Annotated in this window: 22 protein-coding genes; 13 read left to right on the top strand and 9 right to left on the bottom strand. The window is 60.2% G+C overall.

All coding sequences use genetic code 11. The features are described 5' to 3' along the window. Positions 1-3: 3 nt before the first annotated feature. Complete coding sequence (locus MO767_RS23990; protein WP_282482536.1) at positions 4-789, bottom strand: enoyl-CoA hydratase/isomerase family protein; 786 nt, start codon at positions 787-789, stop codon at positions 4-6. 313 nt (positions 790-1,102) lie between these two features. On the opposite strand from MO767_RS23990, the gene MO767_RS23985 reads away from it, so the two are divergent. Genes MO767_RS23985 through MO767_RS23970 form a run of 4 tightly spaced genes read left to right on the top strand, consistent with a single transcriptional unit; the run spans position 1,103 to position 7,009 of the window. Then, the gene (locus tag MO767_RS23985; RefSeq protein ID WP_282482535.1) at positions 1,103-3,154 is read left to right on the top strand and encodes an alkyl sulfatase dimerization domain-containing protein; all 2,052 of its coding nucleotides are present in this window, start codon (positions 1,103-1,105) and stop codon (positions 3,152-3,154) included. A 10-nt stretch (positions 3,155-3,164) separates the two neighbouring features. Next, complete coding sequence (locus tag MO767_RS23980) at positions 3,165-4,634, top strand: coniferyl aldehyde dehydrogenase (protein ID WP_282482534.1); 1,470 nt, start codon at positions 3,165-3,167, stop codon at positions 4,632-4,634. 47 nt (positions 4,635-4,681) lie between these two features. Next, entirely contained in the window at positions 4,682-6,454 is a 1,773-nt protein-coding gene (locus MO767_RS23975; protein WP_282482533.1) for an arylsulfatase, read from the top strand. Beyond that, positions 6,455-7,009: a DUF2889 domain-containing protein gene (locus MO767_RS23970; RefSeq protein ID WP_282482532.1), complete on the top strand. Its 555-nt coding sequence runs from the start codon at positions 6,455-6,457 to the stop codon at positions 7,007-7,009. Between the two features lie 164 nt (positions 7,010-7,173). Here MO767_RS23970 and MO767_RS23965 read toward each other — a convergent pair whose 3' ends face one another. The 3 genes from MO767_RS23965 to MO767_RS23955 are packed head-to-tail and all read right to left on the bottom strand — an operon-like array spanning position 7,174 to position 10,324. Continuing rightward, the gene (locus MO767_RS23965) at positions 7,174-8,295 is read right to left on the bottom strand and encodes a CaiB/BaiF CoA-transferase family protein (RefSeq protein ID WP_282482531.1); all 1,122 of its coding nucleotides are present in this window, start codon (positions 8,293-8,295) and stop codon (positions 7,174-7,176) included. A 39-nt stretch (positions 8,296-8,334) separates the two neighbouring features. Then, positions 8,335-8,694 (bottom strand): hypothetical protein, encoded by a 360-nt coding sequence (locus tag MO767_RS23960; RefSeq protein ID WP_282482530.1) that lies wholly within the window; start codon positions 8,692-8,694, stop codon positions 8,335-8,337. Continuing rightward, positions 8,663-10,324 (bottom strand): GMC family oxidoreductase N-terminal domain-containing protein, encoded by a 1,662-nt coding sequence (locus tag MO767_RS23955; protein ID WP_282482529.1) that lies wholly within the window; start codon positions 10,322-10,324, stop codon positions 8,663-8,665. The genes MO767_RS23960 and MO767_RS23955 overlap by 32 nt, the downstream gene beginning before the upstream one ends. Positions 10,325-10,533: 209 nt before the next feature. On the opposite strand from MO767_RS23955, the gene MO767_RS23950 reads away from it, so the two are divergent. The 5 genes from MO767_RS23950 (at position 10,534) to MO767_RS23930 (ending at position 18,708) form a co-directional block, all read left to right on the top strand. Continuing rightward, complete coding sequence (locus tag MO767_RS23950; protein ID WP_282482528.1) at positions 10,534-11,583, top strand: AraC family transcriptional regulator; 1,050 nt, start codon at positions 10,534-10,536, stop codon at positions 11,581-11,583. A gap of 227 nt (positions 11,584-11,810) precedes the next feature. Continuing rightward, entirely contained in the window at positions 11,811-13,640 is a 1,830-nt protein-coding gene (locus MO767_RS23945; protein WP_282482527.1) for a DUF1302 domain-containing protein, read from the top strand. A gap of 32 nt (positions 13,641-13,672) precedes the next feature. Continuing rightward, entirely contained in the window at positions 13,673-15,037 is a 1,365-nt protein-coding gene (locus MO767_RS23940) for a DUF1329 domain-containing protein (RefSeq protein ID WP_282482526.1), read from the top strand. Between the two features lie 137 nt (positions 15,038-15,174). Beyond that, positions 15,175-16,251, top strand: a complete 1,077-nt coding sequence (locus MO767_RS23935; RefSeq protein ID WP_282482525.1) for a YCF48-related protein — start codon at positions 15,175-15,177, stop codon at positions 16,249-16,251. Between the two features lie 27 nt (positions 16,252-16,278). Next, complete coding sequence (locus MO767_RS23930) at positions 16,279-18,708, top strand: MMPL family transporter (RefSeq protein WP_282482623.1); 2,430 nt, start codon at positions 16,279-16,281, stop codon at positions 18,706-18,708. 53 nt (positions 18,709-18,761) lie between these two features. On the opposite strand, the gene MO767_RS23925 is transcribed toward MO767_RS23930, so the two are convergent. After that, on the bottom strand, positions 18,762-19,043 hold the full coding sequence (locus MO767_RS23925; RefSeq protein ID WP_282482524.1) for a DUF3303 family protein: 282 nt from the start codon (positions 19,041-19,043) through the stop codon (positions 18,762-18,764). 229 nt (positions 19,044-19,272) lie between these two features. Continuing rightward, positions 19,273-19,674 carry a hypothetical protein gene (locus MO767_RS23920; RefSeq protein ID WP_129436701.1) on the bottom strand — a complete coding sequence of 134 codons (402 nt, stop codon included), beginning with the start codon at positions 19,672-19,674 and terminating at the stop codon, positions 19,273-19,275. 118 nt (positions 19,675-19,792) lie between these two features. Between MO767_RS23920 and MO767_RS23915 the strand changes: the two genes are divergently transcribed. The 4 genes from MO767_RS23915 to MO767_RS23900 are packed head-to-tail and all read left to right on the top strand — an operon-like array spanning position 19,793 to position 21,834. After that, the gene (locus MO767_RS23915) at positions 19,793-20,563 is read left to right on the top strand and encodes a DUF2092 domain-containing protein (RefSeq protein WP_282482523.1); all 771 of its coding nucleotides are present in this window, start codon (positions 19,793-19,795) and stop codon (positions 20,561-20,563) included. 1 nt (position 20,564) lies between these two features. Beyond that, a complete protein-coding gene (locus MO767_RS23910) occupies positions 20,565-21,230 on the top strand; it encodes a hypothetical protein (protein WP_282482522.1) in 666 nt (221 codons plus the stop codon). A gap of 25 nt (positions 21,231-21,255) precedes the next feature. After that, a complete protein-coding gene (locus MO767_RS23905; RefSeq protein WP_282482521.1) occupies positions 21,256-21,396 on the top strand; it encodes a hypothetical protein in 141 nt (46 codons plus the stop codon). A gap of 57 nt (positions 21,397-21,453) precedes the next feature. After that, positions 21,454-21,834: a RidA family protein gene (locus MO767_RS23900; RefSeq protein ID WP_123369193.1), complete on the top strand. Its 381-nt coding sequence runs from the start codon at positions 21,454-21,456 to the stop codon at positions 21,832-21,834. Positions 21,835-22,031: 197 nt separating this feature from the next. Here the strand turns inward: MO767_RS23900 and lipA are convergent, their stop codons facing one another. From lipA to MO767_RS23885, 3 genes are all read right to left on the bottom strand, one after another. Continuing rightward, positions 22,032-23,048, bottom strand: a complete 1,017-nt coding sequence (gene lipA / locus MO767_RS23895; RefSeq protein WP_282482520.1) for a lipoyl synthase — start codon at positions 23,046-23,048, stop codon at positions 22,032-22,034. Positions 23,049-23,204: 156 nt separating this feature from the next. Continuing rightward, a complete protein-coding gene (gene glyA / locus MO767_RS23890) occupies positions 23,205-24,461 on the bottom strand; it encodes a serine hydroxymethyltransferase (RefSeq protein WP_282482519.1) in 1,257 nt (418 codons plus the stop codon). Between the two features lie 155 nt (positions 24,462-24,616). Further along, positions 24,617-24,858, bottom strand: a 242-nt coding sequence (locus tag MO767_RS23885) for a hypothetical protein (RefSeq protein ID WP_282482518.1), incomplete at its 5' end; no start/stop codon positions are given.

Below are 24,858 nucleotides of genomic sequence, written 5' to 3'. Positions count from 1 at the left end.
GGCCTAGCGGCCCTTGAAGTTCGGTGCGCGTTTTTCGCCAAAGGCCTGCAGCCCTTCCTGGAAATCGGCAGTGCGCAGGTGCTGACGCAGCATCACTTGCTCGTGCTGCAAGGCGTCGTCGCGGGACTTGTCGGCGGAGGCGCGGGCCACTTCTTTCATGCGGCGCAGGGCGATCGGGCTTTTTTTCGCGATCTGATTGGCCAGCACCAGGGCGGCGTCGGCGAGTTCGGCGTCGGCGTGGACTTCACACACCAGACCGTAGACTTTCATTTCGGTGGACGAGAGGGATTTGCCGGTCATCAGCAAGTACATGGCCATGTTCAGCGGGATCAACCGTGGCAGCACCGCCGCGCCACCCGCGCCGGGGTAGACGCCGAAGTTGGCGTGAGCGTCGGCGAGGGTCGCGGTTTGCGCCGCCACCACGATATCGGCGCACATGGCCAGTTCCAGGCCGCCGGCCATGGTCACGCCGTTTAGCGCTGCGATCACCGGTTTGGGAAAGTTGCGCAGCTGACCGAAGACCTGATTGGCACGGTCGAGAAAGTCGGCTTCGCCCGCTGCCAAGTTGGCACCAGCCAGCACTTCCTTCAGGTCGGCGCCAGCACAGAAGGCCGGGCCGTTGCCGGTGAGGATCACCGCTCGCAATTCATCGTTCAGGGCAATGTCATTTAGGCAGCGTTCGAGCTCGGCGAGTGTCGCCAGGTTCAGAGCGTTCATGGCCCTTGGCCGATTGAGCGTCAGGCGCGCCACCGGGCCGACGATTTCGTACAGCAAGACATCTTCACTCATGACAACTCCCCTTATTGTTAGCGCTCTGTTGGCGTCGTTGATGGGCCGATAGTAGGAACGCACGCGGTGCTGTCGCAGGTCATTGCAACGAAAGCGGTTGTCCGCAGGGGGGAGGGATGCAGTAGAAACTTAAGACCCTGCAATCCCTGTGGGAGCGAGCAAGCTCGCTCCCACAAGTTGTCCTCATGACTCAGTGACATTGGGTGTTGCCTGGTCTGTGAAGACTGACGAATTGATCGAGAAGACCGGCAAGTTACCAGTGCTTGATTGCACCATCGCAATGGCAATCCAAATAACAATGAGAGACCCTGAGATGAAAACTTTCCGTGTCGTGCTGACGGTGTCGGTGCTGGCTGCCAGTATTGCCGGGGCTTTGCACTGGTCACGCGGTCAAGCCGGCGTGTCTGGGCCTGTGGTGGACAACATCGCCGGCCAGGGGGGGCAGAAAGCGGCGACGGCGGCGACCATTGCGGTCCACGCGGCCACCGCGCAGAGCATGCCTCCGGTGGATCAGGCGGTGGAAGCCGACATCCAGCGCGGCTTTATCGCCAGCCTGCCAGACGCCGAAACCACCGCTGCCGACGGTCATGTGGTGTACAGCCTTAAAGGTTACGAGTTTCTCGGCAGCGCCGATGCACCGGCGACGGTCAATCCGAGCCTGTGGCAGCAAGCCCGCAAAAGCATGTCCAACGGGTTGTTCAAGGTCACCGAAGGTTTTTATCAGGTGCGCGGTCTTGATCTGACCAACATGACCATCATCGAAGGCAACACCGGCCTGATCATCATTGACTGCAACCTGGCCACGGAAGTGGCGCATGCCTCGCTTGAGCTGTATTACCAGCATCGGCCGCGCAAGCCAGTTGTGGCGGTGTTCTACAACCACAGTCACGTCGATCACTTTGCGGGCATTCGCGGCATCGTCGATGAGGAGGACGTGAAGTCAGGCAAAGTGCAGATCATTGCCCCGGCAGGGTTCACGGAAACGGCGGTCGCCGAGAACGTCATGGCCGGCAACGCCATGAGCCGACGCGCCGAGTACCAGTTTGGTACGACCTTGCCGCGTAGCGCCCAGGGCCAGATCGACCTCGGCGGTGCCAAGGCATTGTCCAACGGCACCATCACGATGATCGCGCCGACCCTCGAGCTCAATCAGCCGGTGCAGACGCTGACCATCGATGGTGTAGAGATCGTCAACATGCTTGCTCCCGGCACCGAGGCACCGGCCGAGTTCATCCACTACTTTCCCCAGTTCAAGGTGCTCGATACCGGCGAGCTGGCACTGCCGACCCAGCATCAATTGCTGACATTGCGTGGGGCGACGATCCGTGATGGCCTGGCCTGGTCGAAGTACCTCAATGAGGCGCTGCATCAGTTCGCCCCAGGCGCCGATGTCCTGGTGGGGCAACACGGTTGGCCGGTCTTTGGCCATGACCGCGTAGTCAACTATTTGTCCAAACAACGGGACATGTACAAGTGGTTGCATGACCAGTCATTGCGCCTGGTCAACAAGGGCTACAAACCGGTCGAGATTGGCGAATACATGCGCAATCACGTCCCTGCGAGCCTGACCAGTGAGGCCTTCACCCACGGGTTTTACGGTTCGGTACAACGCAACGCCAAGGCGGTATATCAGCAATACATGGGCTGGTATGACGCCAATCCGGCCAATCTCGATGCGTTGTCCGACGGTGATTACGGCAAGAAATTCGTTGAGTACGGCGGCGGTGCCGACGCCGTGTTGGCCCGTGCCCGCACTGACTTCGCCAACGGCCAGTACCGCTGGGTGGCACAAGCCATGAGCCATTTGGTGTACGCCGAACCGAGCAACAGCGCGGCTCGGGAATTGGCGGCTGATGCCTTGGAGCAGTTGGGTTACCAGGCCGAATCGGCGGTAGAGCGCAACAGCTATCTGGCTGCCGCCATGGAGCATCGCAGCGGTGGTAAAAAACTCGCTTCACCGCTGCGTACCGCCAGCCCCGACATGCTTCGGGCGCTGACCATCGACAATATTTTCGATTACCTGGGTGTGCGTCTAAAGGCCCCGGATGTAGAGGGAAAACACATTGTCCTCAACTGGAACTTCACGGATGTCGGTCCGTCGGGCAAGCGCTACACGCTCAACCTGGAGAACTCGGCGTTGACTTATATCGCCGATTACAACGCCGACAAGGCCGATGCCACCCTGACCCTGACACGCGAGACGCTGAACGCGATTCTGGCGGAGAAAGTGTCGCCGATCGAGGCGGTCTTCAAAGGGGACCTGAAGATCGATGGCAGCAAAATAGCGGTCTATGACGTGCTCGGCTCGCTGGACAAGTTCTCTCCAGACTTCGAACTGGTAGGCCCCAATGAGCCCGCACGATAGGAGCTTGAACATGCACTCTGCACTGCACGACTTCAAAACGCCTGGCGATAAATCCGCCAGCGCTAAGTCTGCACCCGAGCGGGTCCGTGCTGTGCTCGCCTGCCAGCAAGCCGCGTCCCTGGCCGAAGGGCCTCCGTCTGCTGAATTGCGCATCGAGCGCATCAACCGGGTCATCGTTCTGTTGCTGAAAAATCAGCAGCGGTTGTGCGAGGCGTTGGCCAGCGACTTCACCTGGCGCAGCCATGACCAATCGCTGATGGCCGATGTTCTGTTGCCGGTCCAGGGCCTCAAGTACGCCCGCGACCATGTTCACCGCTGGATGAAACCGCAGCGGCGCAAAGCCGAACTGGGCAGCGGCTGGCTGGGTGCCAGGGCGGAAATTCATTTCCAGCCATTGGGCACGATCGGCATTATTTCCCCGTGGAATTTTCCGATTGCCATCGCGCTTGGGCCGCTGGCCGAAGCGCTGGCAGCCGGTAACCGGACGATTATTCTGTTTTCTGACCAGTCACCGGCAACAGCGGGCGTGCTGATTGAGCTGCTGGCTCAGGCGTTCGATGACAGCGAGGTGGCTGCCTTTATTGGCGGCGCTGAACTGGGCGCGGCGTTTTCTGCCATGCCACTCGATCATCTGGTGTTTACCGGCAGCCCGCGGGTCGGGCGTCTGGTGATGCGCGCTGCGGCAGAAAATTTGACGCCGTTGACCCTGGAACTGGGCGGCAAATCCCCGACCATCATCGGTCGCGGCGCTGACCTGGAAAACGCTGCCAGACGCATCTGGGGCGGCAAGGGGGTCAGCAGTGGTCAGGCCTGTATCGCGCCGGACTATGTGTTTGTGCACGAGGATGACCTCGAGCGCTTGTTGAGCGTCATGCAACTCGAATTGCAGCGTCTGTTCCCGACCCTGCTGAACAATCCTGACTACACGGCCATGGCCACGCCCGGGCAGTACCGGCGGATGCAGGCCTGTCTGCAAGACGCCCGCGAACAGTGCGTCAGGGTGATCGAGGTCAATCCGGGCAACGAGGACTTGAGCGCTTCACGCAAGATCGCACCGACCCTGCTGGTTGATCCTCCGGACACGACACTGGCGATGCAAGAAGAAGTCTTCGGTCCGTTGCTACCGATTCGCGGGTATCGCCATATCAACGAAGCGCTTGAGTACATCAATGCGCGTCCGCGGCCCTTGGCGCTGTATTACTTCGGTGACAACCGCGCTGAAGCCAGGCATGTGCTGGAGCGTACCCATTCGGGGGGCGCGTGTCTCAACGAAGTCATGCAGCACCTGTTCCAGACGGATTTGCCGTTTGGTGGCTGTGGTCACTCGGGGTTTGGTCGTTACCGAGGAGGGTATGGGTTCAAGGCCTTCAGCCTGGAACGTTCGGTGTTCACACCACCGAAATGGGACGTCATGGGCGTTTTGCGCCCGCCCTATGGCCGGCTGTTTCGCCGGGTCATCGGCGCTCTTTTGAAGCCCTGATTTGAGCCAGACATCGCTCCCACAAAAAAAAGCAAAGGAACCTGTGAATGATTTCGTGGAAACCGCTTGCCCTGGCCCTGTGTTGTCTAGCCTTCGTCACCCAAAGTTTTGCAACGCCCAAGCGCCCGAATATCGTGGTGTTGGTGGCCGACGATTGGGGCTATAGCGATGTCGGCTCGTTCGGCAGCGAAATCGCCACGCCCAACATCGACACCCTGGCCCGCGAAGGCGTGCGTTTCTCGGACTTCCATGTCACGGCCTCTTGCTCGCCCACACGTTCGATGCTGCTGACGGGCGTCGACAACCACCGCAACGGCGTCGGCAACATGCCGGAAACCATGCCCGATGAACACCTGGGCAAACCCGGTTACAGCGGCGTGCTCAACGACAATGCGATCACCGTCGCCAGCCTGCTCAAGGACGGCGGTTATCACACCTACATCACCGGCAAATGGCATTTGGGCAAAACCCCTGACACCTTGCCGAACAACCGCGGTTTCGACCGCTCGTTCATCCAGGCCGACAGCGGCTCTGACAACTGGCAAGAGCGGCCGTATGCGCCGCTTTACGACAAGGCTGCCTGGTTCGAGAACGGACAGCCGGCGCATTTGCCCAAGGACTATTACTCATCGACCTTCATCGTCGACAAAGCCATGGATTACATCGCCGCCGACCGGCAGGACGGCAAACCTTTCTTCGCGTATCTGGGCTTTCAGGCCAATCACGTTCCCGTCCAGGCGCCCAAGGATGTCATCGACAAATACCGCGGTCGCTATGACGAAGGCTGGACCGCATTGCGCAAGGCTCGTCGCGACCGAGCGGTTGAACTGGGGCTGATTCCCGCGGGAGTCGGTATGCAGACGATGGCCAGCACCGCCGACTGGGATGCATTGGATGAGAACGAAAAACGCTACGAAGCACGACGCATGGAAGTCTATGCCGGCATGGGCGAAACCATGGACCGCGAGATCGGTCGCCTGATCGCTCATCTCAAAGCCACGGGGGAGTACGACAACACCGTGTTCGTGTTTTTGTCCGATAACGGCAGTGAGCCCACCGATCCTTACACCCTTCCAGCGCTGCGGTTGTGGCTGGAAATGAACTACACCCGTCAACTCGATCGCCTGGGCAGCAAGGGTGCCTTCACCAGTATCGGTCCAAGTTGGGCCAGCGCCGCGGCCTCGCCCTTGAGCGGCTACAAGTTCTTTGCGGGCGAGGGCGGCTTGCGCACCCCATTGATCGTTTCCGGGGTGCCCGGCATCCAGGCCAATCACATTGCCAAAACCTTCACCCATGTCACCGACATTGTCCCGACGCTGCTGGAGGTGGCCGGTATCCAACCCCACGACGGCCATTACCGGGGAAAAGCCGTGGAACCGTTGATCGGCAGCAGTCTGGTGCCGGTGCTCCAAGGCGGTTCCGAGCGAGTGCATCCCGAGGATCAGGCCATCGGTTATGAGCTGTCCGGGAGCGCCGCATTGTTCAAAGGCGACTACAAACTGGTGAGGAGCCTGAAACCGGTGGGCAACGAACAATGGCACCTTTACAACATCGCCACCGACCCCGGTGAAGTGGTCGACTTGCAGCAGCAGATGCCGGAGCGCTTCCAGCGCATGCAGGCCGACTACGCCGAATACGCCCGCGCCAACGGTGTGCTGCCGATGCCCGCGGGTTATGACTACATGCGCCAAGGGCAGTTGTATGCCTTGAAGCATGTGGTCATGCCCAAGCTCAAGGCTGCCGCGCCGCCGGTCCTTGCAATCATCGCGTTGCTGGTGGGGGTGCTGGTCTGGCGCCGCCGTCGCAAGAGGACGATTTGAATGATGATCGAGGAAGTCGACGAGTGGGGCCGCCGGTTGATTCACCGGCGCAAGGTTGAGTGCCAGGGCTATTTGCGTACGGATGGTCTGTGGGACATCGAAGGACGATTGAGCGACAGCAAAACTCATCCAGTGACCCTGGCGGAAGGCCGGATCGTGGCGGCGGAGCAGACCTATCATGGAATGCTGATTCGTCTGACCCTGGACGATGACTTTATTGTGCGTGAGGTGCATGTCGCCATGCCCGACGTGCCCACCAGCCAATGTCGCGGCGCCATGCCGGGCTATGAAAAATTGCTCCGCGAGCGGATCGGGCCAGGGTTCTCGCGTCGGATCAAAGAGCTGTTTGGCGGGATCGGTGGCTGCGTGCATTTGACCGAGTTACTGCTGCCAATCGCTACGACGGCGTTTCAGACTATTCCCATGGCCCGGGCGATGGTTGCACCGCGCACGGCGGCAGACACCGAGGCTTACAGCAACGCCACCGGTCAACTGCTCAATACCTGTTACGCGTTGCGTGAGGACAGTCCTGTGGCGGTGTTCCTGAAAAACTGAGGACAATCCCGTAGCGGTGAACGCAACCTGTAGCAGCTGGCGCAGCCTGCGTTCGGCTGCGCAGCAGTCGTGACATCTGAGTGCGCGGTCTTCCTGGATTACCGCGTCGCCTGATTCACGACTGCTTCGCAGCCGAACGCAGGCTGCGCCAGCTGCTACAGAGATCAGCTCAATCGCTGGATTTGCTCTTCGCTCAAGCCTGCTTTGCGCAGAATGCCTGTGCTGTGTTCCCCTCGAGACGGAACACTGCCAACCGCCGAAGGCGTCGCTGAAAACCGTGGCGCCGGTGCGGCCTGCAGTACGCCGTTCTGACGCGAGTACACGCCACGCTCGGCCATGTGCGGATGCGTCAGGGCTTCGGCCGGTGTCAGTACCGGGGCGAAGCAGGCATCGGTGCCTTCCAGCAGATCGATCCAGTGCTGGCGCGGTTGGCTGGCAAACACGGCTTCCAGTCGCTTACGCAACGGCCCCCACAAACGTGGATCGTAGGGGGCCTTGAAATCCGCGTCGTCACCCAGTCCGAGTTTATTGAACAGCAGAGCGTTGAACTGCGGTTCGAGGGCCTGCACGCTGACAAACAAGCCATCGGCACATGCATAAGTGCGGGCCCAGTGCGCGCCATCGAGCAGCCCGCAACCTCGTTCCAGCGGCTGCTGGCCGGCAGCGTGCGCCGACAGCAACAGGTTCATCAGGTTGGCGCTGCCATCGACAATCGCCGCATCCACCACTTGGCCGACACCGTTGGTGCTGGCGTTGATGATCCCGGCCAAAATGCCCATCGCCAGGTACAACGCACCACCGCCCAGATCGCCCACCAGGGTAGGGGGCGCCATCGGTGGCTGGCCGGCCTCGCCACTGAACCACAAGGCGCCGGACAGCGCGATGTAATTGAGGTCGTGCCCGGCGGCCTGCGCCAACGGACCTTGTTGACCCCAACCGGTCATGCGCCCGTAAACCAGCCGTGGGTTGCGCGCCAGGCACACGTCGGGGCCCAGGCCCAGACGCTCCATGACGCCAGGGCGCATGCCTTCGATCAACGCGTCGGCGCCCTCGATCAGGCGTAACACCGCTTCGATGGCTTCAGGGTCTTTGAGGTTCAGGGCAATCGATTGTTTGCCGCGATTGACGATAGCGTGCTTGCCCAGGTCGAGCATGTCAGCGCCCTTGGTCACCGAGCGCTCGACAAGGATCACCTCGGCGCCCATGTCCGCCAGCAACATGCCGCAAAACGGCCCCGGGCCGATGCCGGCGATTTCGACGATACGAACGCCGTCCAATACGCCCATGTGCGTACTCCTTTGGATGAATTTAGAGGTGGGGGGAGGTTAACGACGTAGAAACAACGCGGTCATCACGGCATGCAATACCACTGCGGGCCAAAGCAATAACCCACCGCCGACCCACACGCCGATGTACGCCAGGTACAACGCAATCGCCCCGTTGTAGTACAGCATCGAACGCAACGCGGCAGGGTTGTCCGCTCGGGGCCAACACGCGATGGCGAGCGCAATCAGCGCGATGCCAAAACAGCGGGCGATGAGGTTGTTCGCGTCCGTCGCGGTCATTCCCAGCAACAGGTTGCAGACAAGGCCTGGCGTGAGCAGCAGCGCCACGCCGGTCGCCAGTTCGACAACCGCTGCAACCACAAGAAGCTTATGCGGGGTAAGGGCGGGTACTGGATTCATGATCGTCCTTCGAGGAAAGAGAGGCGCTGGTTACACGGTCCTGACGGATGAATTCGGCGGCTTTTTCGCCGATCATCACCGTGGCGGCGGTGGTGCTGCATCCAATGATAGTCGGCATGATCGAGGCATCGACCACGCGCAAGCCTTCAAGGCCATGGACCTTCAATCGGGCATCCACCACCGCCATCGCGTCGTCGCCCATTTTGCAGGTGCCCACCGGGTGATAGAGGGTGTCGGATCGGTCGCGCAGGACGCGTTCGATTTCGGCGTCGGTGAACATCGGCTCCTCAATGACATCTTTTGGACTGAATGCCTGGAAGGCTGGTGTGGCCATCACCTTCTGGATGACGCGATAGCCTTTGATCAACGTCTTGATGTCGTCCGGGTGGGTCAGAAACGCCGGGTCGATCAGTGGCGGGACCATGGGGTCCGCGCTGGCCAGGCTGAGTTGCCCGACGCTTTTGGGGTGCAGCAGGCAGGCATGAATACTCAGGCCATGACCGCGATACAGCGTGCGGCCGTGGTCGGCAAACATGGCGATGGTCAGGGCCAGTTCAATGTCCGCCTGATCCAGCTCGGGAGAGGTCTGAACGAAGGCGCAGGCCTCGGCGAAGTTGGTGGTCAGCGGACCTCTGCGTCGCCGCCAGTAACGGATAGCCGCTTTGGCGATGTCCCAGGCGCCCGCCAGCGACAGGCCGATCAGGTGACGGGATTTCACGCGGTAGGAATGCACGTAGTCGATGTGGTCCACCAGGTTCTGGCCCACGCCCGGCAGCCCATGGACCACCGGTATGTCGAATTTCAGCAATTCGCCAATCGGCCCCACACCGGACAGCAGCAATAGCTGCGGGGAATTGAAGGCCCCGGAACTCAGAATCAACTCGTGACGCGCGTGCAAGGTACGCTTGACGCCGTTTTGCATGAACTCGATGCCCATGGCGCGCTTGCCGTCGAAAAGGATGCGCGTGGCGTGGGCGTGGGTTTCGATGTGCAGATTCGTCCGGTGGCGGTTCGGCGTCAGATAGGCTTTGGCCGCGCTGCAACGCTGTCCGTCCTTTTGCATGACCTGCACACGACCGAAACCTTCCATGCTCGCGCCGTTCTGGTCGGGGCAGGCCGGGTAACCCGCCTGTACGCCGGCCTCGACAAAGGTTTCGCCAAAGGGATTGGGCGAGGAGTGGAAACGCACATTCAGCGGGCCGTTCTGGCCATGCAATTCATCTTTGAAGTGTTCGTTGTGCTCGGCGCGCTTGAAGAACGGCAGCACCTCCCGGTAACTCCATCCCGGGTTACCCAGGGCGGCCCAGCGATCGAAGTCTTGCGGATGACCGCGGTGATAGGCCATGGCATTGATCGAAGAACTGCCGCCCAGGGTCTTGCCCCGTGGCTGATAACCGATGCGGCCGTTCAAGCCGGCTTGCGGCACGGTCTGGTACTGCCAGTTGTTGATCGAGGTCGGCACCATCGCCGCGACGCCGGCCGGCATATGCACCAGCGGATGGGTGTCGGGGCCGCCGGCTTCCAGCAGACAGACTGAAATATTCGAATCTTCCGACAAACGACTGGCGACCACGCAACCGGCAGCGCCTGCGCCCACTACGATGTAATCGAATTGCGTGTTCTCGTTCATGCGTTCTTCTCTTTGTTCGATGCACAACTTCAACGCATTGTGTCCAGAACGCCGGGTCGTCACTGGTCAATAGAATGAATTCAACGGTCACTGGGACAGGTGACTATCGCGCCAAGCATCGGAACATCACGTACAAGCCCTGAGCAGGTGATTGACCGATGCAGAACCGGGGGCGAGTATCGGTGCTCGCATCCCCAGCAGTCAGGCCCATGTCAGGTTCGAAAATGGATACGCCCGGTACCGAAATTCCGTTGCATGAAGACGCGCTGCAACCTACCACCATCGGCAGCTATACCGTGGCGATTGCGCAGGCGCTGGACGCCAGTGGCATCGACAGCAAACGGATTTTCATCGCCACAGGCATTCCGCTGAGCCAGTCCACCGACCCGCTGACCCGATTGCCGGCCACTATCATGACGCGGCTGTATCGGGCCTGCGTCGATGTGACCAACAATCCGTATTTTGGCCTGACCGTGGCCAAGCATATCCATCTCACTCACTTGCATGCCTTGGGTTATTCCCTGGCCGCCAGCGGGTCCTTGATGGATTTCTGCCGGCGCCTGGAGCGCTATTTCCGGTTGGTGTCCCAGGTCGCCAAGGCCAATGTCAGCCAGACCGACGAGCACGTTTTGCTGCGGTTCGATCATTTGGTCGAGCTCTGCGGCGAGACGGAAGATGCGTTTTTCGCTTTTCTGATCCGGGTGATGCGGTTGCTCTACAAGCAGGAGTTCAAGCCCGTGCGCGTGGAAATGCGCCGCCCGATGCCGCATGAGGGCGCGGCCCCGTATGAAGCATTGTTCCGTGCGCCGGTGTTGTTCAGACAGGCCTCCAGCCTGCTGGTGTTCGACAAGGCAGACCTGCTGCAGGTGCTGACCGGCTCCTGCCCTGAATTGGCGCAGGTCAATGACAACATCGTGATCGGCTATCTGGCGCGCCTGGACAAGAACGATGTGATCACCGGGGTCACCCAGAAAATCATCGAATTCCTGCCCAACGGCGACTGCACTCGAGACAAGGTCGCCAGTGCGTTGTGCATGAGCCCGACCAAGTTGCAGCTCAAACTCTCCCAGCGTGGCACCCATTTTCAGCAATTGCTCGATGACACCCGTAAGGAACTGGCGTGCAGCTATCTGAGCCAGGCATCGCGCCCGGTGACCGAAATTACCTTCCTGCTTGGCTTCAGTGACACCAGCAACTTCACCCGTGCCTTCAAACGCTGGACCGGGTTATCGCCGACGGATTATCGATCGCAGGGTTGACTGCCAATAATGAAAAGCCTCCCCGGGCCACGTCCGCGGAGGCTTTTTTTTCGCCCGGATTGCGCTGACCGATGATTTGGCCCAATTGACCGGCGACCTACCCACCGCTCGCGATACAACAGCCTCGACCGATCCGGCCTGTGCCCCATAGAGCCAAGGCACGCCACCGGATCCGGCATTTTCTTGAATGACTTTTCGTGAAACCACAGAGAAGGCGAGCACGCTAGATGAATAACAACAATAAGATCTGCCATCCAAATCTGCGGCGCGGGCTGCTGGCCTCGGCGATTCTCACCGGGCTGGGAATGACGCCTGTGCAGGCGTTCGAGTTCGATACGGGGAATGAGGACGTGTCGGTACGCTTCGACAACACCTTGAAGTTCAACTACGCCCAGCGGGTCGAAGCCCCGAACAGTAAGTTGGCCAACGCGTGGAACAACAACGACGGTGATCGCAATTTCTCGTCCGGCAGCCCAGTAGCCCAGCGTCTTGATGTGCTGTCGGAACTGGACGTAGTGTACAAAAAACAGATGGGCTTTCGGGTCAGTGCCAACAGCTGGTACGACCATGCCTATGACGATATTGGCAGCGATAACGCGGCGACCAATCAGCTCAATAATGGCAAGCCCGATTCGCGGCACCAGAGCGGCTATGCCGACCGTTACTACAACGGTCCGTCCTCGGAGATCCTCGACGCCTTTGTTTTCGGCAGTACCGAGGTGGGCGACGAATCGCTGCTGAGTGGCAAGGCGGGCAAGCACACCCTGTATTGGGGTGAAAGCGTGCTGGCCTTCGCTCATGGCAACAGTTATGGCCAGTCGGGTCTGGATTTGTCCAAGGCACTTGCCGTGCCGGGCACCGAAGCCAAAGAGCTGTTCATCCCGCGTAATCAGCTGTCGACCAGCTTCACCGTCAACCAGGAACTGACCCTGGCCGCGCAGTACTTCCTCGACTGGGACGCCGCACGGCTGCCGGAGTCGGGCACGTACCTGGGCTTCAACGACGGCATCCAGAGCGGGGGCCACAATCTGTCGCTGATCGCCGCGCAGAATCCTCGTTTCGGTACACCCGGTCCGTTGGGCGCCAATCAGTTCCTGCGACTCACCAATGGCCACACGTACACGCCTGACAACCACGGTGACTTCGGCCTGATGGCCAAGTGGAGCCCGGCGTGGCTCGACGGCACCCTGGGTGTTTACTACCGCAAAACCTCGGACATCCTGCCCAATCTGGTGCTGCAACCGACCGCCGTCGGGCCGGCGCAGCTGATTTCCGGCAACGCCGGCAGTTACAACCAGTTTTACGTCGACGACATCGACGTCTACGGTTTCAGCCTGGCCAAAAGCATCGCAGGCGTGAGCGTCGGTTTCGACCTCAACTATCGCCACAACATGCCGCTGTCCAGCGTGCCGGCCACCGTCAATCCGACTTTGGGCGCGGCGAAGGCCCCCGGATTTATTGCCAGCTTTGACGGGGACAACGGTGTGGCGCGCGGTAATACCGTGCACGCAGTGCTCAACGGCCTGACCACGTTCGGCGATACGCCGCTTTGGGATTCCTCCACGTTGCTGGTCGAACTGGGCTACAGCCGCTGGCTGGATGTGACTGAAAACAAGCAACTGTTCAAGGGCGAGGACTGGTACCACGGCGTCGACAAGGTCTCCAAGGACAACTACATCCTGGGCATGAACTTCAACCCGACCTGGTACCAGGTGTTCCCCGGCATCGATATGTCCCTGCCGGTCAGCTACAACGTCGGCCTTGCAGGGCAGTCCTCCGTGCAACTGGGCGGCAACAAAGGCACCGGCAGCTATTCGGTCGGCGTCGGCATGGACGTGCGCAGCCAATACCGCTTCGACCTCAAATACGTCGACAACTTTGGTGACTTCGACACCTGCGACTCCGCCGGCAGTGCCGGGGCACGGGGGGATGGTGCCGCTCCTGGCGCCAATGGTCAGTACAACTGCGTTCCCGGTCAGACCACTGCGTTTGCCGGTACCGTGGCCCAGCTCAAGGATCGCGGCATGGTCACTTTCACTTTTAAAACCACCCTCTGATCTTCGAGCTGTGAGTCAACAGGAGACACCCTATGAATTTCGTCAAATCAGTATTGGCCAGCGCCCTGGCGCTAGCCGTCGCAGGCTCCGCTCACGCGGCAGTCAGCGCCGATCAGGCCGCTAAACTCGGCAACAGCCTGACCTCGATCGGCGCCGACAAAGCCGCCAACGCCGATGGCAGCATTCCGGCCTACACCGGCGGGCTGACCGCGATCCCGGCCGGGTTCAAGTCCGGTGACTCATTCCGTCCGGACCCGTTCGACGCTGAGAAGCCGCGCTTGGTGATCACCACAAAAAACCTTGCCGAGCAGAAAGACAAACTCACCGCGACGGCCCAGGCGTTGCTTACCCGTTACCCGTCCTATCGCCTTGACGTGTACCCGACCCACCGCAGTGTTGCACTGCCTAAAGGGGTGCTGGACAACACCGCGAAAAACGCCGTGACTGCCAAGACCACCGACGGTGGCTTGTCGCTGGAAAATGTCCTGCCGGGCGTGCCGTTCCCGATCCCGGCCGACGGTAACGAAGCCATGTGGAACCATTTGCTGCGTTATCAAGGCGTGGCCATGACCAACAAGTACGACTCGTGGAACGTAGACTCCTCCGGCGCTGCATCCCTGAGTTCCACCGGTAACTTCTTCATCGAATACCCGCTGTATTCGCCGGCACGCCCGGCCGGCCCTGTATCGGCTGATGAGGTGTTTTACAAAATAAAACTGGCTTACTCCGGCCCGGCCCGTCGCGCCGGTGAAGCGTTGTTGCTCATGGACTCGGTCAACCCGATGAAGCAGCCCCGTCGTGCGTGGCAATACCTGCCGGGGCAACGTCGGGTGAAACTGGCGCCGGACCTGGCCTACGACACGCCGAACCCTGGCACCGTCGGCGCCGCGACCTATGACGACGCGTTCCTGTTCAACGGTGCAATGGACCGTTACGACTTCAAACTGGTCGGCAAGAAAGAACTCTACGTGCCGTACAACACTTACAAGCTGAGCTATCACAAGGACGCGGCCGATGTGATGACTGCCAACCACGTCAACCCCGACTTGCTGCGCTGGGAGCTGCACCGGGTGTGGGTGGTCGAAGCCACGCTCAAACCGGGCAAACGCCACATCTACAGCAAACGCACCTTTTACCTCGACGAGGACAGCTGGATCGCTCTGGCTTCCGACGAGTATGACGGTCGTGGCCAGCTCTACCGTGGCGGCTTCTCGCACCTGACCTACAGCTATGACGTGCAGGCCCCGGACACCATCAACCACATGCTTTATGACCTGGTTTCCGGTGCGTACAACGTCAACGGTTTCTACGGTCCTTACGGTGGCCTCAAGTACATCGATCCACTGTCCAAGGCTCAATGGTCTGCCGAGTCGCTGGCCGGTACCGGCATCCGTTAAACCCTGCAATCCCATGTGGGAGCGGGCTTGCTCGCGAAGAGGGCGGCACATTCGACAAATATGTTGTCTGTCAGACCGCTTTCGCAAGCAAGCCCGCTCCCACAAGGGAACTGTGGTGTGCACCCGAGATAATAATAATGACAATGATCAAGTGGACCCTGTTTGCCGCATTGGCGGCAGCGATGGCCGTTCCGTTCACCCGCCCGGTGATCGCCAGCGAGTTTGCCGATGTGCTCGACACACCGGCGCTGCGCAGCAATATTGCCGCTCAGTCCACGCTCACCGGGCTGGCCCGGGCCGGCGAGCGGCTGATTGCCGTGGGTCAGCGCGGGCACATTCTCTATTCCGATGACGCTGGCCAGCACTGGCAGCAGGCGCAGGTACCGGTCAGTTCAGACCTGGTTGCCGTGCACTTTGCGACGGCGCAACAAGGTTGGGCGGTGGGGCACGATGGTGTGGTCCTGCACAGCAGTGACGCGGGCCAGACCTGGAGCCGGCAACTGGACGGGCGTCAGGTGGGGCCGATCATGCTTGATTACTATCAGCATCAACTTGCCAGCCAACCGGATGACTCGGCCCTGCAAGCGCGGGTCGGCGACGCTCAACGTATGGTCGATGAGGGCGCCGATAAACCCTTCCTCGATGTCTGGTTCGAAAATGATCGGGTCGGCTACATCGTCGGCGCCTTTAACCTGATTTTTCGCACTGACAACGGCGGCCTCAGCTGGACGCCGTTGCTTGAGCACACCGACAACCCCAATGCTCTGAACCTCTACGCACTGCGGCCAGTGGGTGACGATTTGTTCGTTGTCGGCGAGCAGGGGCTGGTGATGAAACTGGACCGCGCCAGCGGCCGCTTCAACGCCACCCTTACTCCTTACAATGGCAGCTTTTTCGGGATCACCGGCAAACCGGGTGCAGCGTTGGTGTTTGGTCTGCGCGGCAATGTTTTTCGCAGCACCGATGGCGGGACGAGCTGGAACAAAATCGACCTCGGCCTGCCCCTGAGCATCACCGCCAGCAGCGTCACCGCCGACGGCCGGATCGTTCTGGTCAGCCAGGCCGGCCATGTGCTGGTCAGCGTTGATGACGGTGCGAGTTTTCAAATCCAGACGCACACCGCACTGGCCCCGGTGGCCGCCGCGCAAGTGGCCACTGGCGACGCACTGGTGCTCGCGGGCGCTCGTGGTCTGCGGCAGTTACACCTCGAATAAGCCGGGCATTACAAAGAGAACTACATGATGGGTCACTACGAACTCGAAACAATGCCGGTCATTCGCGAGCTCAAGGGCTTCGACGTTCGTTCTGGTAACCGCCTGGAGCGGCTGATCTTCAATAATCGCCTGTGGGTGGTGCTGGCATGCCTGTTGGTGACGGTTGCATTGAGCTACTTCGCCGCCACACGGCTGACGCTCAATGCCAGCTTCGAAAAGATGATTCCCCACAGTCAGCCCTTCATCAAAAACTACCTGGAGAACCGTCAGGCCCTGCGCGGTCTGGGCAACGCGGTGCGGGTGGTGGTGGAGAGCAGCAACGGTGACATTTTCGACCCGCACTATCTGGATGCCTTGAAGGAAATCAACGACGAACTGTTCGTCACCCCCGGCGTTGATCGTGCCTGGATGAAGTCGCTGTGGACCCCGGCGGTACGCTGGACCGAAGTGACCGAAGAGGGCTTCCAGGGCGGCCCGGTGATGCCCGATTCCTATGACGGTTCAGCCGGGAGCGTGCAGCAGTTGCGCCAGAACATCGCGCGTTCGGGGATTGTTGGCAGTCTGATCGGCAACAACTTCAAATCGAGCATGATTTTCGTGCCGCTGCTGGAGAAAGACCCGGTCACCGGGCAAGGCATCGACTACCACCAGTTCTCGAAAACCCTCGAAGAGAAACTGCGCAACAAGTATGAATTCGACGGTGCTGTTCGCGTCGCAGGCGAGGAGGGCGCAGGTCCGATCAAGATCCGCGTCATCGGTTTCGCCAAACTGGTGGGTGACCTGATCGATGGCCTGATGCAGGTCATGCTGTACTTCGGCGCCGCCGCATTGATTGCCACGGCAATCATCTTTTTCTTCACCCGCTGCGTGCGCAGCACGGCACTGGTGATCCTCTGTTCGGTGATCGCGGTCGTCTGGCAATTGGGTTTGGTCGCACTGTTTGGCTTTGCGCTGGACCCGTTTTCGATTCTGGTGCCGTTCCTGGTGTTCGCCATCGGCGTGTCTCACGGCGCGCAGAAGATGAACGGGATCATGCAGGACGTGGGGCGCGGCACTCACCAGCTGGTCGCCGCACGCTACACCTTCCGCCGTCTGTTCCTCGCTGGCCTGACCGCGTTGCTGGCGGATGCCGTGGGTTTTGCGGTGTTGATGCTGATCGACATACCGGTGATCCAGGACCTGGCGATCACCGCCAGCATTGGTGTCGCGGTGTTGATCTTCACCAATCTGGTGCTGCTGCCGGTGTTGCTGTCTTATTGGGGGGTGAGTCGCAAGGCTGCCGTGCGCAGCTTGCGGGCGGAGAGCGACGAGCTGCGTGGCAAAGGCATGGGCGCGCTTTGGAGTTTTCTCGACAAGTTCACCGAACGTCGCTGGGCCACCATCGCCGTCACTGTCGCTGGCCTGTTGGCGGTGGGCGGGGTTGTTGTCAGCCATCATCTGAAGATCGGCGACCTCGACCCCGGCGCCCCGGAACTGCGCTCTGACTCGCGCTATAACCGCGACAACGCCTACATCACCGCCAACTATTCGCTGTCCAGCGACCAGTTCGCAATCATGCTCAAGACCCCCAGTGAAGGTTGTTTGAAGTACGAAACCCTGGTGGAGGCCGATCGCCTGGGCTGGTTGTTGCAGCAGCAACCCGGCGTGCAAACCACCGTGTCACTGGTCAACGCTGTACGGCAGATCACCGCCGGTTCCTACGAAGGCAACCCCAAGTGGTTGACCATCGCCCGCAACCAGAACGTGCTGAACTACGGCGCACAGCAGGCTTCGGTCAGCAGCCCGGACTTGTTCAATAACGATTGTTCAATGATGCCCGTCGTCGCGTATCTGTCCGATCACAAGGCCGAAACCCTGGATCGCGTGGTGCAAGTGGCCGAAACCTTCGCCCGCGAACACAGTAATGGCGAGCGACAGTTCATGCTCGCCGCCGGGAGTGCCGGGATCGAAGCCGCGACCAATATCGTGGTACGCGATGCCAACCGCACCATGCTGTTGTACGTTTATGGCGCGGTGATTGTGCTGTGTTTCATCACCTTTCGCAGTTGGCGGGCGGTGGTGGTGGCGGTGGTGCCGTTGATGCTGACGTCGATTTTGTGCGAAGCGCTGATGGTCTGGCTCGGCATGGGCGTGAAAGTCGCCACGCTACCGGTGATCGCACTCGGTGTGGGGATCGGCGTGGACTACGCGCTGTACCTGCTGAGCGTGCAACTGGCGCAACAACGTGCCGGGCTGTCGTTGACCGAGGCCTATCGCAACGCTGTGGCGTTCACTGGCAAAGTCGTGGCGTTGGTCGGCATCACTCTGGCCGCAGGCGTCATCACCTGGGCCTGGTCGCCGATCAAGTTCCAGGCGGACATGGGCATCCTGCTGACGTTCATGTTCGTCTGGAACATGGTCGGGGCGTTGGTACTGATCCCGGCGTTATCGCACTTTCTGTTGCGCAAAGTGCGATAGGTATAGACCGGAACAGGGCGGCGGGCAGCACCCACCGCCCACCGCCCCAACGACTATTGCTTGCCGACAGCGGCCGCCAGCAGCGGCGCTATCTGTTCATCGGTCAGTGCCGCCTGGACCTCCATGGTCATGAGGTCGCTCCATTCCAGCACCCACTTCTGGATCGCTACCGGATCACTGGCCTCTGCCACGCCAAAACCGGTTGCACCACCGACGGCGTGCCAGCGTCCCAGCATCTTGACGCCAGCGGGTGGAGCACCCCCGGTCTTGAGGAAACGCTCGATCGCGCTGTTACGATTTGCCGAACTGATAGACCAACTGACTATGAATAACATTTGCCACCTCCTGATACGGATTGGCACCTGTTGCTCTTCGCGCACCTGGCTGGCGCCGGGACCACGGTCACGCTTGAGTGTCCAGCTTCATCCCTGACTGGCTTGATACCATTGCTCCCATGAGAAGGCATAGCAGCGGGCCAGACTCTGCGTATGACCGCTGATCCTGTTTCGTTGCATGGCAACGAATTTTGCAGGTGCTTCGAGGACGTTGTTCAGGGGGCTGATTTCACGCATCACGCAACAGGTCGTTGGCGTTGAGCAGCTCGTAGGCAATCTCCGGGCGCTTCTCCAGTGCGCGGCGAATCGCGGCCGGAATTGACTGACGGGTTTTGCGGCATAACCCCGGTTGTTCGCCGAGGTTAATACCGATACCACGCATGGTGCGTACTTCGTTGAAACTGGGAACGATGTCTACGCGGATGCCCAACTGTTCGTACATTCGCTGTTGCAGGCGTTCCAGATCACTCAGGCTCTGAAGGTTTTCCAGGCGTTCGACCAAGCGCTTTTCTTCCGAACGGGTCAGAAAGAGGATGCGCACGTCCGCCCCCGGTGTTTCCAGCAGCGGGTCACGCCCGCAGTCGCAGGCGCCGGGCGGGCAGGGTTGGCGGATCGGAGGCGTGGTGGTCATGGGGTTCAATCATAGAGTGCTCCAATCAGGTTTGCCCATAGGGTTTCTTGCCCTTCTGGCGAACGGGTTACGCCGGGTCTAGGCTTAAGAGTCGTGCACAGGCCCAGGAGCGGGATCAATGAAAGCCAACGCGAGTGTTTTCTGCCTGTTGTTCACCCTGACGCTGATCCCCGGGGCTCGTGCCGACGATCCGCCAACACCGGGCGCCACCCCGACAATCAACCCGCAAGTGGTCGATAAACTCATCGATATGGGCACTTACCTACGCAGTCTGCCGACGTTTCAGGTCGACGCCGAAGTGTCCCGGGATACCGTTCTGGAGTCTGGCCAGAAGATCAAGACCGAAGCCTCGACTGTCTTGAAAGTGGTGGGTCGCGATCGGATGTATGCCAAAACGGAAGGCGATGTTCGAACGCGAGAGTTCTTCTACAACGGCAAAAAACTGACCCAGTATTCTCCGTTTCTCAAGTACTACACCACCGTGGATGCACCGCCTAAAATCTCCGATACGCTGCACATGATAGAAAATCATTATGGGATTCAGGTGCCCATGGAGGACCTGTTTCTGTTTGGCAGCGATCAGGCGCAGATCGATGCACTGAAAGCGGCGCTGTACGTCGGTCCGTCGACGATCAAGGGGCAACTGTGTGATCACCTGGCCTTTCGGCAGGAGGGCGTTGACTGGCAGTTGTGGATCACTCGATCCGACAAGCCACTGCCGTGCAAACTGGTGATCACTACCACCGATAAACCGGGTTTTCCGGAATACAGCGCGGTGTATCGCTGGAACCTGAAGCCGGGCATCAAGAACTCGATCTTCACCTTCGCGCCGGCTAAAGGCGACGTGGCGATTCCGTTGAAGAAAGCCAGTGATCAGGGAGGGGAATGACATGAACAGGACGATGTCGTGGAGCCTGTTGTTATCGCTCGCAACCACTTCGGTACTGACGCTGAGCCTGGTCACTTATGTGGATGCCCGACCCCAGCGCGCCCAAGGGCAAGCCAGGGCATCGGTCAATCGTGCGCCGCCGCCCAGTGCCCAAAGGGCTCAGCGCATCAACACCGGCAATACCGCGCAGCGCGCTAGCAACGTCAATGCGGGTAATCGGGCGAATGCCGGTAACACAGTCAACTCTGGAAATCGGGCGAATGCCGGCAACACAGTCAACTCTGGAAATCGGGCGAATGCCGGTAACACGGTCAACTCTGGAAATCGGGCCAACACCGGAAACACGGTCGGCAACCGAACCAACATCAACAACAGCACCCGTAACGTCAACATCGACAACAGCCGCGACGTGGACATCGATGTAGACGGGCAAGGCCGCTATGGCTACGACGATCACTACCATCCGCTCGCCGCGGCGGCGGCCGTCACCGCAACGGTCGCGGTGACAGCGGCGGTGGTCGGGTCGATCTTCACTCCCGCGCAATTGCCCCCCAGTTGCGTGCAAGTCATCCAGTACAACACGGCTTACATGCAGTGCGGTTCAACCTGGTATCAACCGCAGTATCAGGGCAGCGATGTGACTTATGTTGTGGTTAATGCGCCTTGAATCGGGGTAGTGGGGCAACGAGTTTATGTCCGAACCTGGCGAAGTCGGCTCGGTCATGGTCGATGCAAAGGACCGTAAACCGTTACAGAAACTGGAGCTGGTTTCAGTCGATGGGCGAGGTCTCAAGCCAGAAAATATCGCGACCAAACTGGGCGTTCCACACTGAGTTTTCCAGCCAATATATACTCGACGGTCCCTTTACCCCCTCAAGCAAGAGACACCCATGGCAAACCACGACCTCACCTTCCTCCCCGACCCCGATCCGCAATCCATCTCCTCGGATGTCGCCGGTTTCGGCGGTCTACTGGTCTCCACTCAGATCCCCACCCGCGCCGATGGCAGTCTGGAACTGGGCGACATCGCCCTGCAAAGCGAATGCACGCTGCAGGCGCTCAAGGTTGCGCTGGAACACGCCGGCAGTTCCATGGATCGGGTTCTGCATTTGACCATCTACCTCACCGACATGGCCGACCGTGCCGCCTTCAACGAGGTCTACCAGCGCTTCTTCGCCAAGCCCTGGCCAGTTCGGGCCGCCGTTGGCGTCGCCTCCCTGGCGGTTGAAGGCATGCGCGTGGAAGTCACTGCGATGGCGGCCAAGGGCTGAGTCCGCGGACTTATCCGGCGGTCCCGCTCAACGAGCGGCCGCCACGTTATGAATATCACCTCACCCCCAAACCTGTGGCCAGCCCGCCGGACTAGGGCCGCTTTGCGAACATTGCGGCGAACTCTTGCGCCGTGAAGAGCTGATCAGCGAGCCGAGCGCCGCCTATATCGAAGAACGCAACGCACGGCGTGAGGCTTTCAAAGGGAATCGAATCCAGCAGTAAGGAAGGAATCCACAGTGCTCGTTGCCCGCTGAACTTGTTGGTCCGCATGGTAGGACGAGCGCACCAGAGGACCGGACGCAACGTTCTTGAAGCCCATCCGCGTACCTTCCTCGGCGAACCAGGCGAACACGTCGGGGTGGACGAAACGCTGGACCGGCAAGTGACTGCGAGATGGTTGCAGGTACTGGCCGAGGGTGAGCATGTCGACATCGTGCTCACGCATGCGCTGCATGACTTCGATGACTTCCTCGTCGGTCTCGCCAAGGCCCAGCATCAGGCCGGATTTGGTCGGTACATGCGGGACCATTAGCTTGAACTTCTGCAGCAGGTCCAGTGACCACTCGAAATCCGAACCCGGCCGCGCGGCTTTGTACAGGCGCGGGACGGTCTCCAGATTATGGTTGAACACGTCGGGTGGCTCAGTGGCGGTGATCGCCAGGGCGACGTCCATGCGGCCGCGGTAATCCGGCACCAAAGTTTCCAGTTGCACACCCGGGGACAGCTTGCGGATTTCGCGCAGGCAATCGACGAAATGTTGGGCGCCGCCGTCGCGCAAGTCGTCACGATCCACCGAGGTGATCACCACGTACTTGAGGCGCAGGTCGGCGATGGCTACGGCGAGGTTCATCGGCTCGTCGGCGTTCAGCGGTTTTGGTCGGCCGTGGCCGACGTCGCAGAACGGGCAACGGCGGGTGCAGATGTCACCCATGATCATGAAAGTCGCCGTGCCACCGGAAAAACACTCGCCGAGGTTCGGGCAGGAGGCTTCTTCACAGACGCTGTGCAGCTTGTGTTTGCGCAGCAGCTGTTTGATCCGGTCGACCTCGGGGGAGATCGGAATGCGTACGCGAATCCAGTCGGGTTTGCGTGGGAACTCATCGGTCGGGATGATCTTCACCGGAATTCGCGCGACTTTTTCTGCACCGCGCAGTTTGACCCCGACTTGCATTTTTACCGGGCTTCTACCGGCGGGCTCCACAATTATGCTCATGTGTATTTTTCTTTTGTTCTAGTGGTGGAGGCAAGATCGCTTCGGAACCTGTGGGAGCGAGCTTGCTCGCGATGGCGATTGATCATTCAACATTGATGTCGACTGACACTCCGCTATCGCGAGCAAGCTCGCTCCCACAGGGACAGTGCTGTGTAATCAGTCGCGGTAGACCGGGAAGTCGCTGCACATTGCAGCGGCTTGCCGGGCGACTTGCGCCTCGACATCGGCATCGCCGAGGTGATCGAGAATGTCGCAGATCCAGCCCGCCAGCTCGATGCTCTGGGCTTCCTTGAACCCGCGGCTGGTGATTGCCGGCGTGCCGATGCGCAGGCCGGAGGTGACGAACGGCGATTGCGGATCGTTCGGCACAGCGTTCTTGTTCACCGTTATACCGGCGCGGCCAAGGGCGGCGTCGGCGTCTTTGCCGGTCAGGCCCTGACGAATCAGGCTGACCAGGAACAGGTGGTTGTCGGTACCGCCCGACACGACGTCGTAGCCTCGATCAATAAAGATTTTTGCCATCGCCTGGGCGTTGCGGATCACTTGCGCCTGATAGGTCTTGAAGGCTGGCTCCAGCGCTTCTTTGAAGCACACAGCCTTGGCAGCGATCACGTGCATCAACGGGCCACCCTGACCGCCGGGGAACACCGCGGCGTTGAGTTTTTTCTCCAATTCCGCATTGGCCTTGGCCAGGATCAGGCCGCCGCGCGGACCGCGTAGGGTTTTGTGAGTTGTGGTGGTGACGACATCGGCAAAGGGAATCGGGTTCGGGTACAGACCAGTCGCTACCAGACCGGCAACGTGGGCCATATCGACAAACAGATAAGCGCCGACCTTGTCGGCAATCGCCCGGAAGCGTGGGAAGTCCAGGGTCTTCGAGTAAGCGGAGAAGCCGGCGATGATCATTTTCGGCTGGTGCTCGACGGCCAGGCGTTCGACTTCGTCGTAGTCGATCAGCCCGGTCGCGGTGTCGATGCCGTACTGAACGGCGTTATACAACTTGCCGGAAAAACTGACTTTGGCGCCATGGGTCAGGTGACCGCCGTGGGCCAGGCTCATGCCCAACACGGTGTCGCCGGCTTGCAGCAACGCCAGATAGACCGCTGCGTTCGCCTGGCTGCCGGAGTGCGGCTGGACGTTGGCATAATCGGCGCCGAACAGCTGTTTGGCGCGGTCGATGGCCAATTGTTCGACCACGTCGACGTGTTCGCAGCCGCCGTAATAGCGCTTGCCCGGATAGCCTTCGGCGTACTTGTTGGTCAGGCCGCTGCCTTGCGCTTCCATCACCCGTTGGCTGGTGTAGTTTTCCGAAGCGATCAGCTCGATGTGGTGCTCTTGCCGTGCGTCTTCGGCGTTCATCGCTGCCAGCAGTTCGTCGTCGTAGCCTTTGATCTGGTCGTGTTTGCTGAACATGGTGGAGTCCTCAGTTATTTCTGAATCAGATGTCCTGTAGGAGCTGTCGAGTGAAACGAGGCTGCGATCTTTTGATTTTTTAGAAGCCAAGATCAAAAGATCGTCCGAACGCGGCCCGAACCTTCGGCAGCTCCTACAGGGGTTAAGCGGCGTTTTCAGGCGTCTTGGTAGTCCGCAATCGACGGGCAGGCACAGATCAGGTTGCGGTCGCCAAACACGTTGTCGACCCTACCTACAGGCGGCCAGTATTTGCCGTCGATCAAGGTTTCGAGTGGATACACCGCTTGCTCACGGCTGTACGGATGCGTCCACTCGCCGACGATTTCCGCCGCGGTGTGCGGGGCGTTTTTCAGCGGGTTGTCGTCCTTGTCCAGGGTGCCGTTTTCCACCGCGCGGA

Source organism: Pseudomonas sp. UYIF39, from assembly GCF_029963765.1.
In the GTDB taxonomy this organism is placed as follows: Bacteria; Pseudomonadota; Gammaproteobacteria; order Pseudomonadales; family Pseudomonadaceae; genus Aquipseudomonas.
The sequence above is the reverse complement of the archived record's forward strand: the minus strand, read 5'-3'. Positions and strand labels throughout refer to the sequence as shown.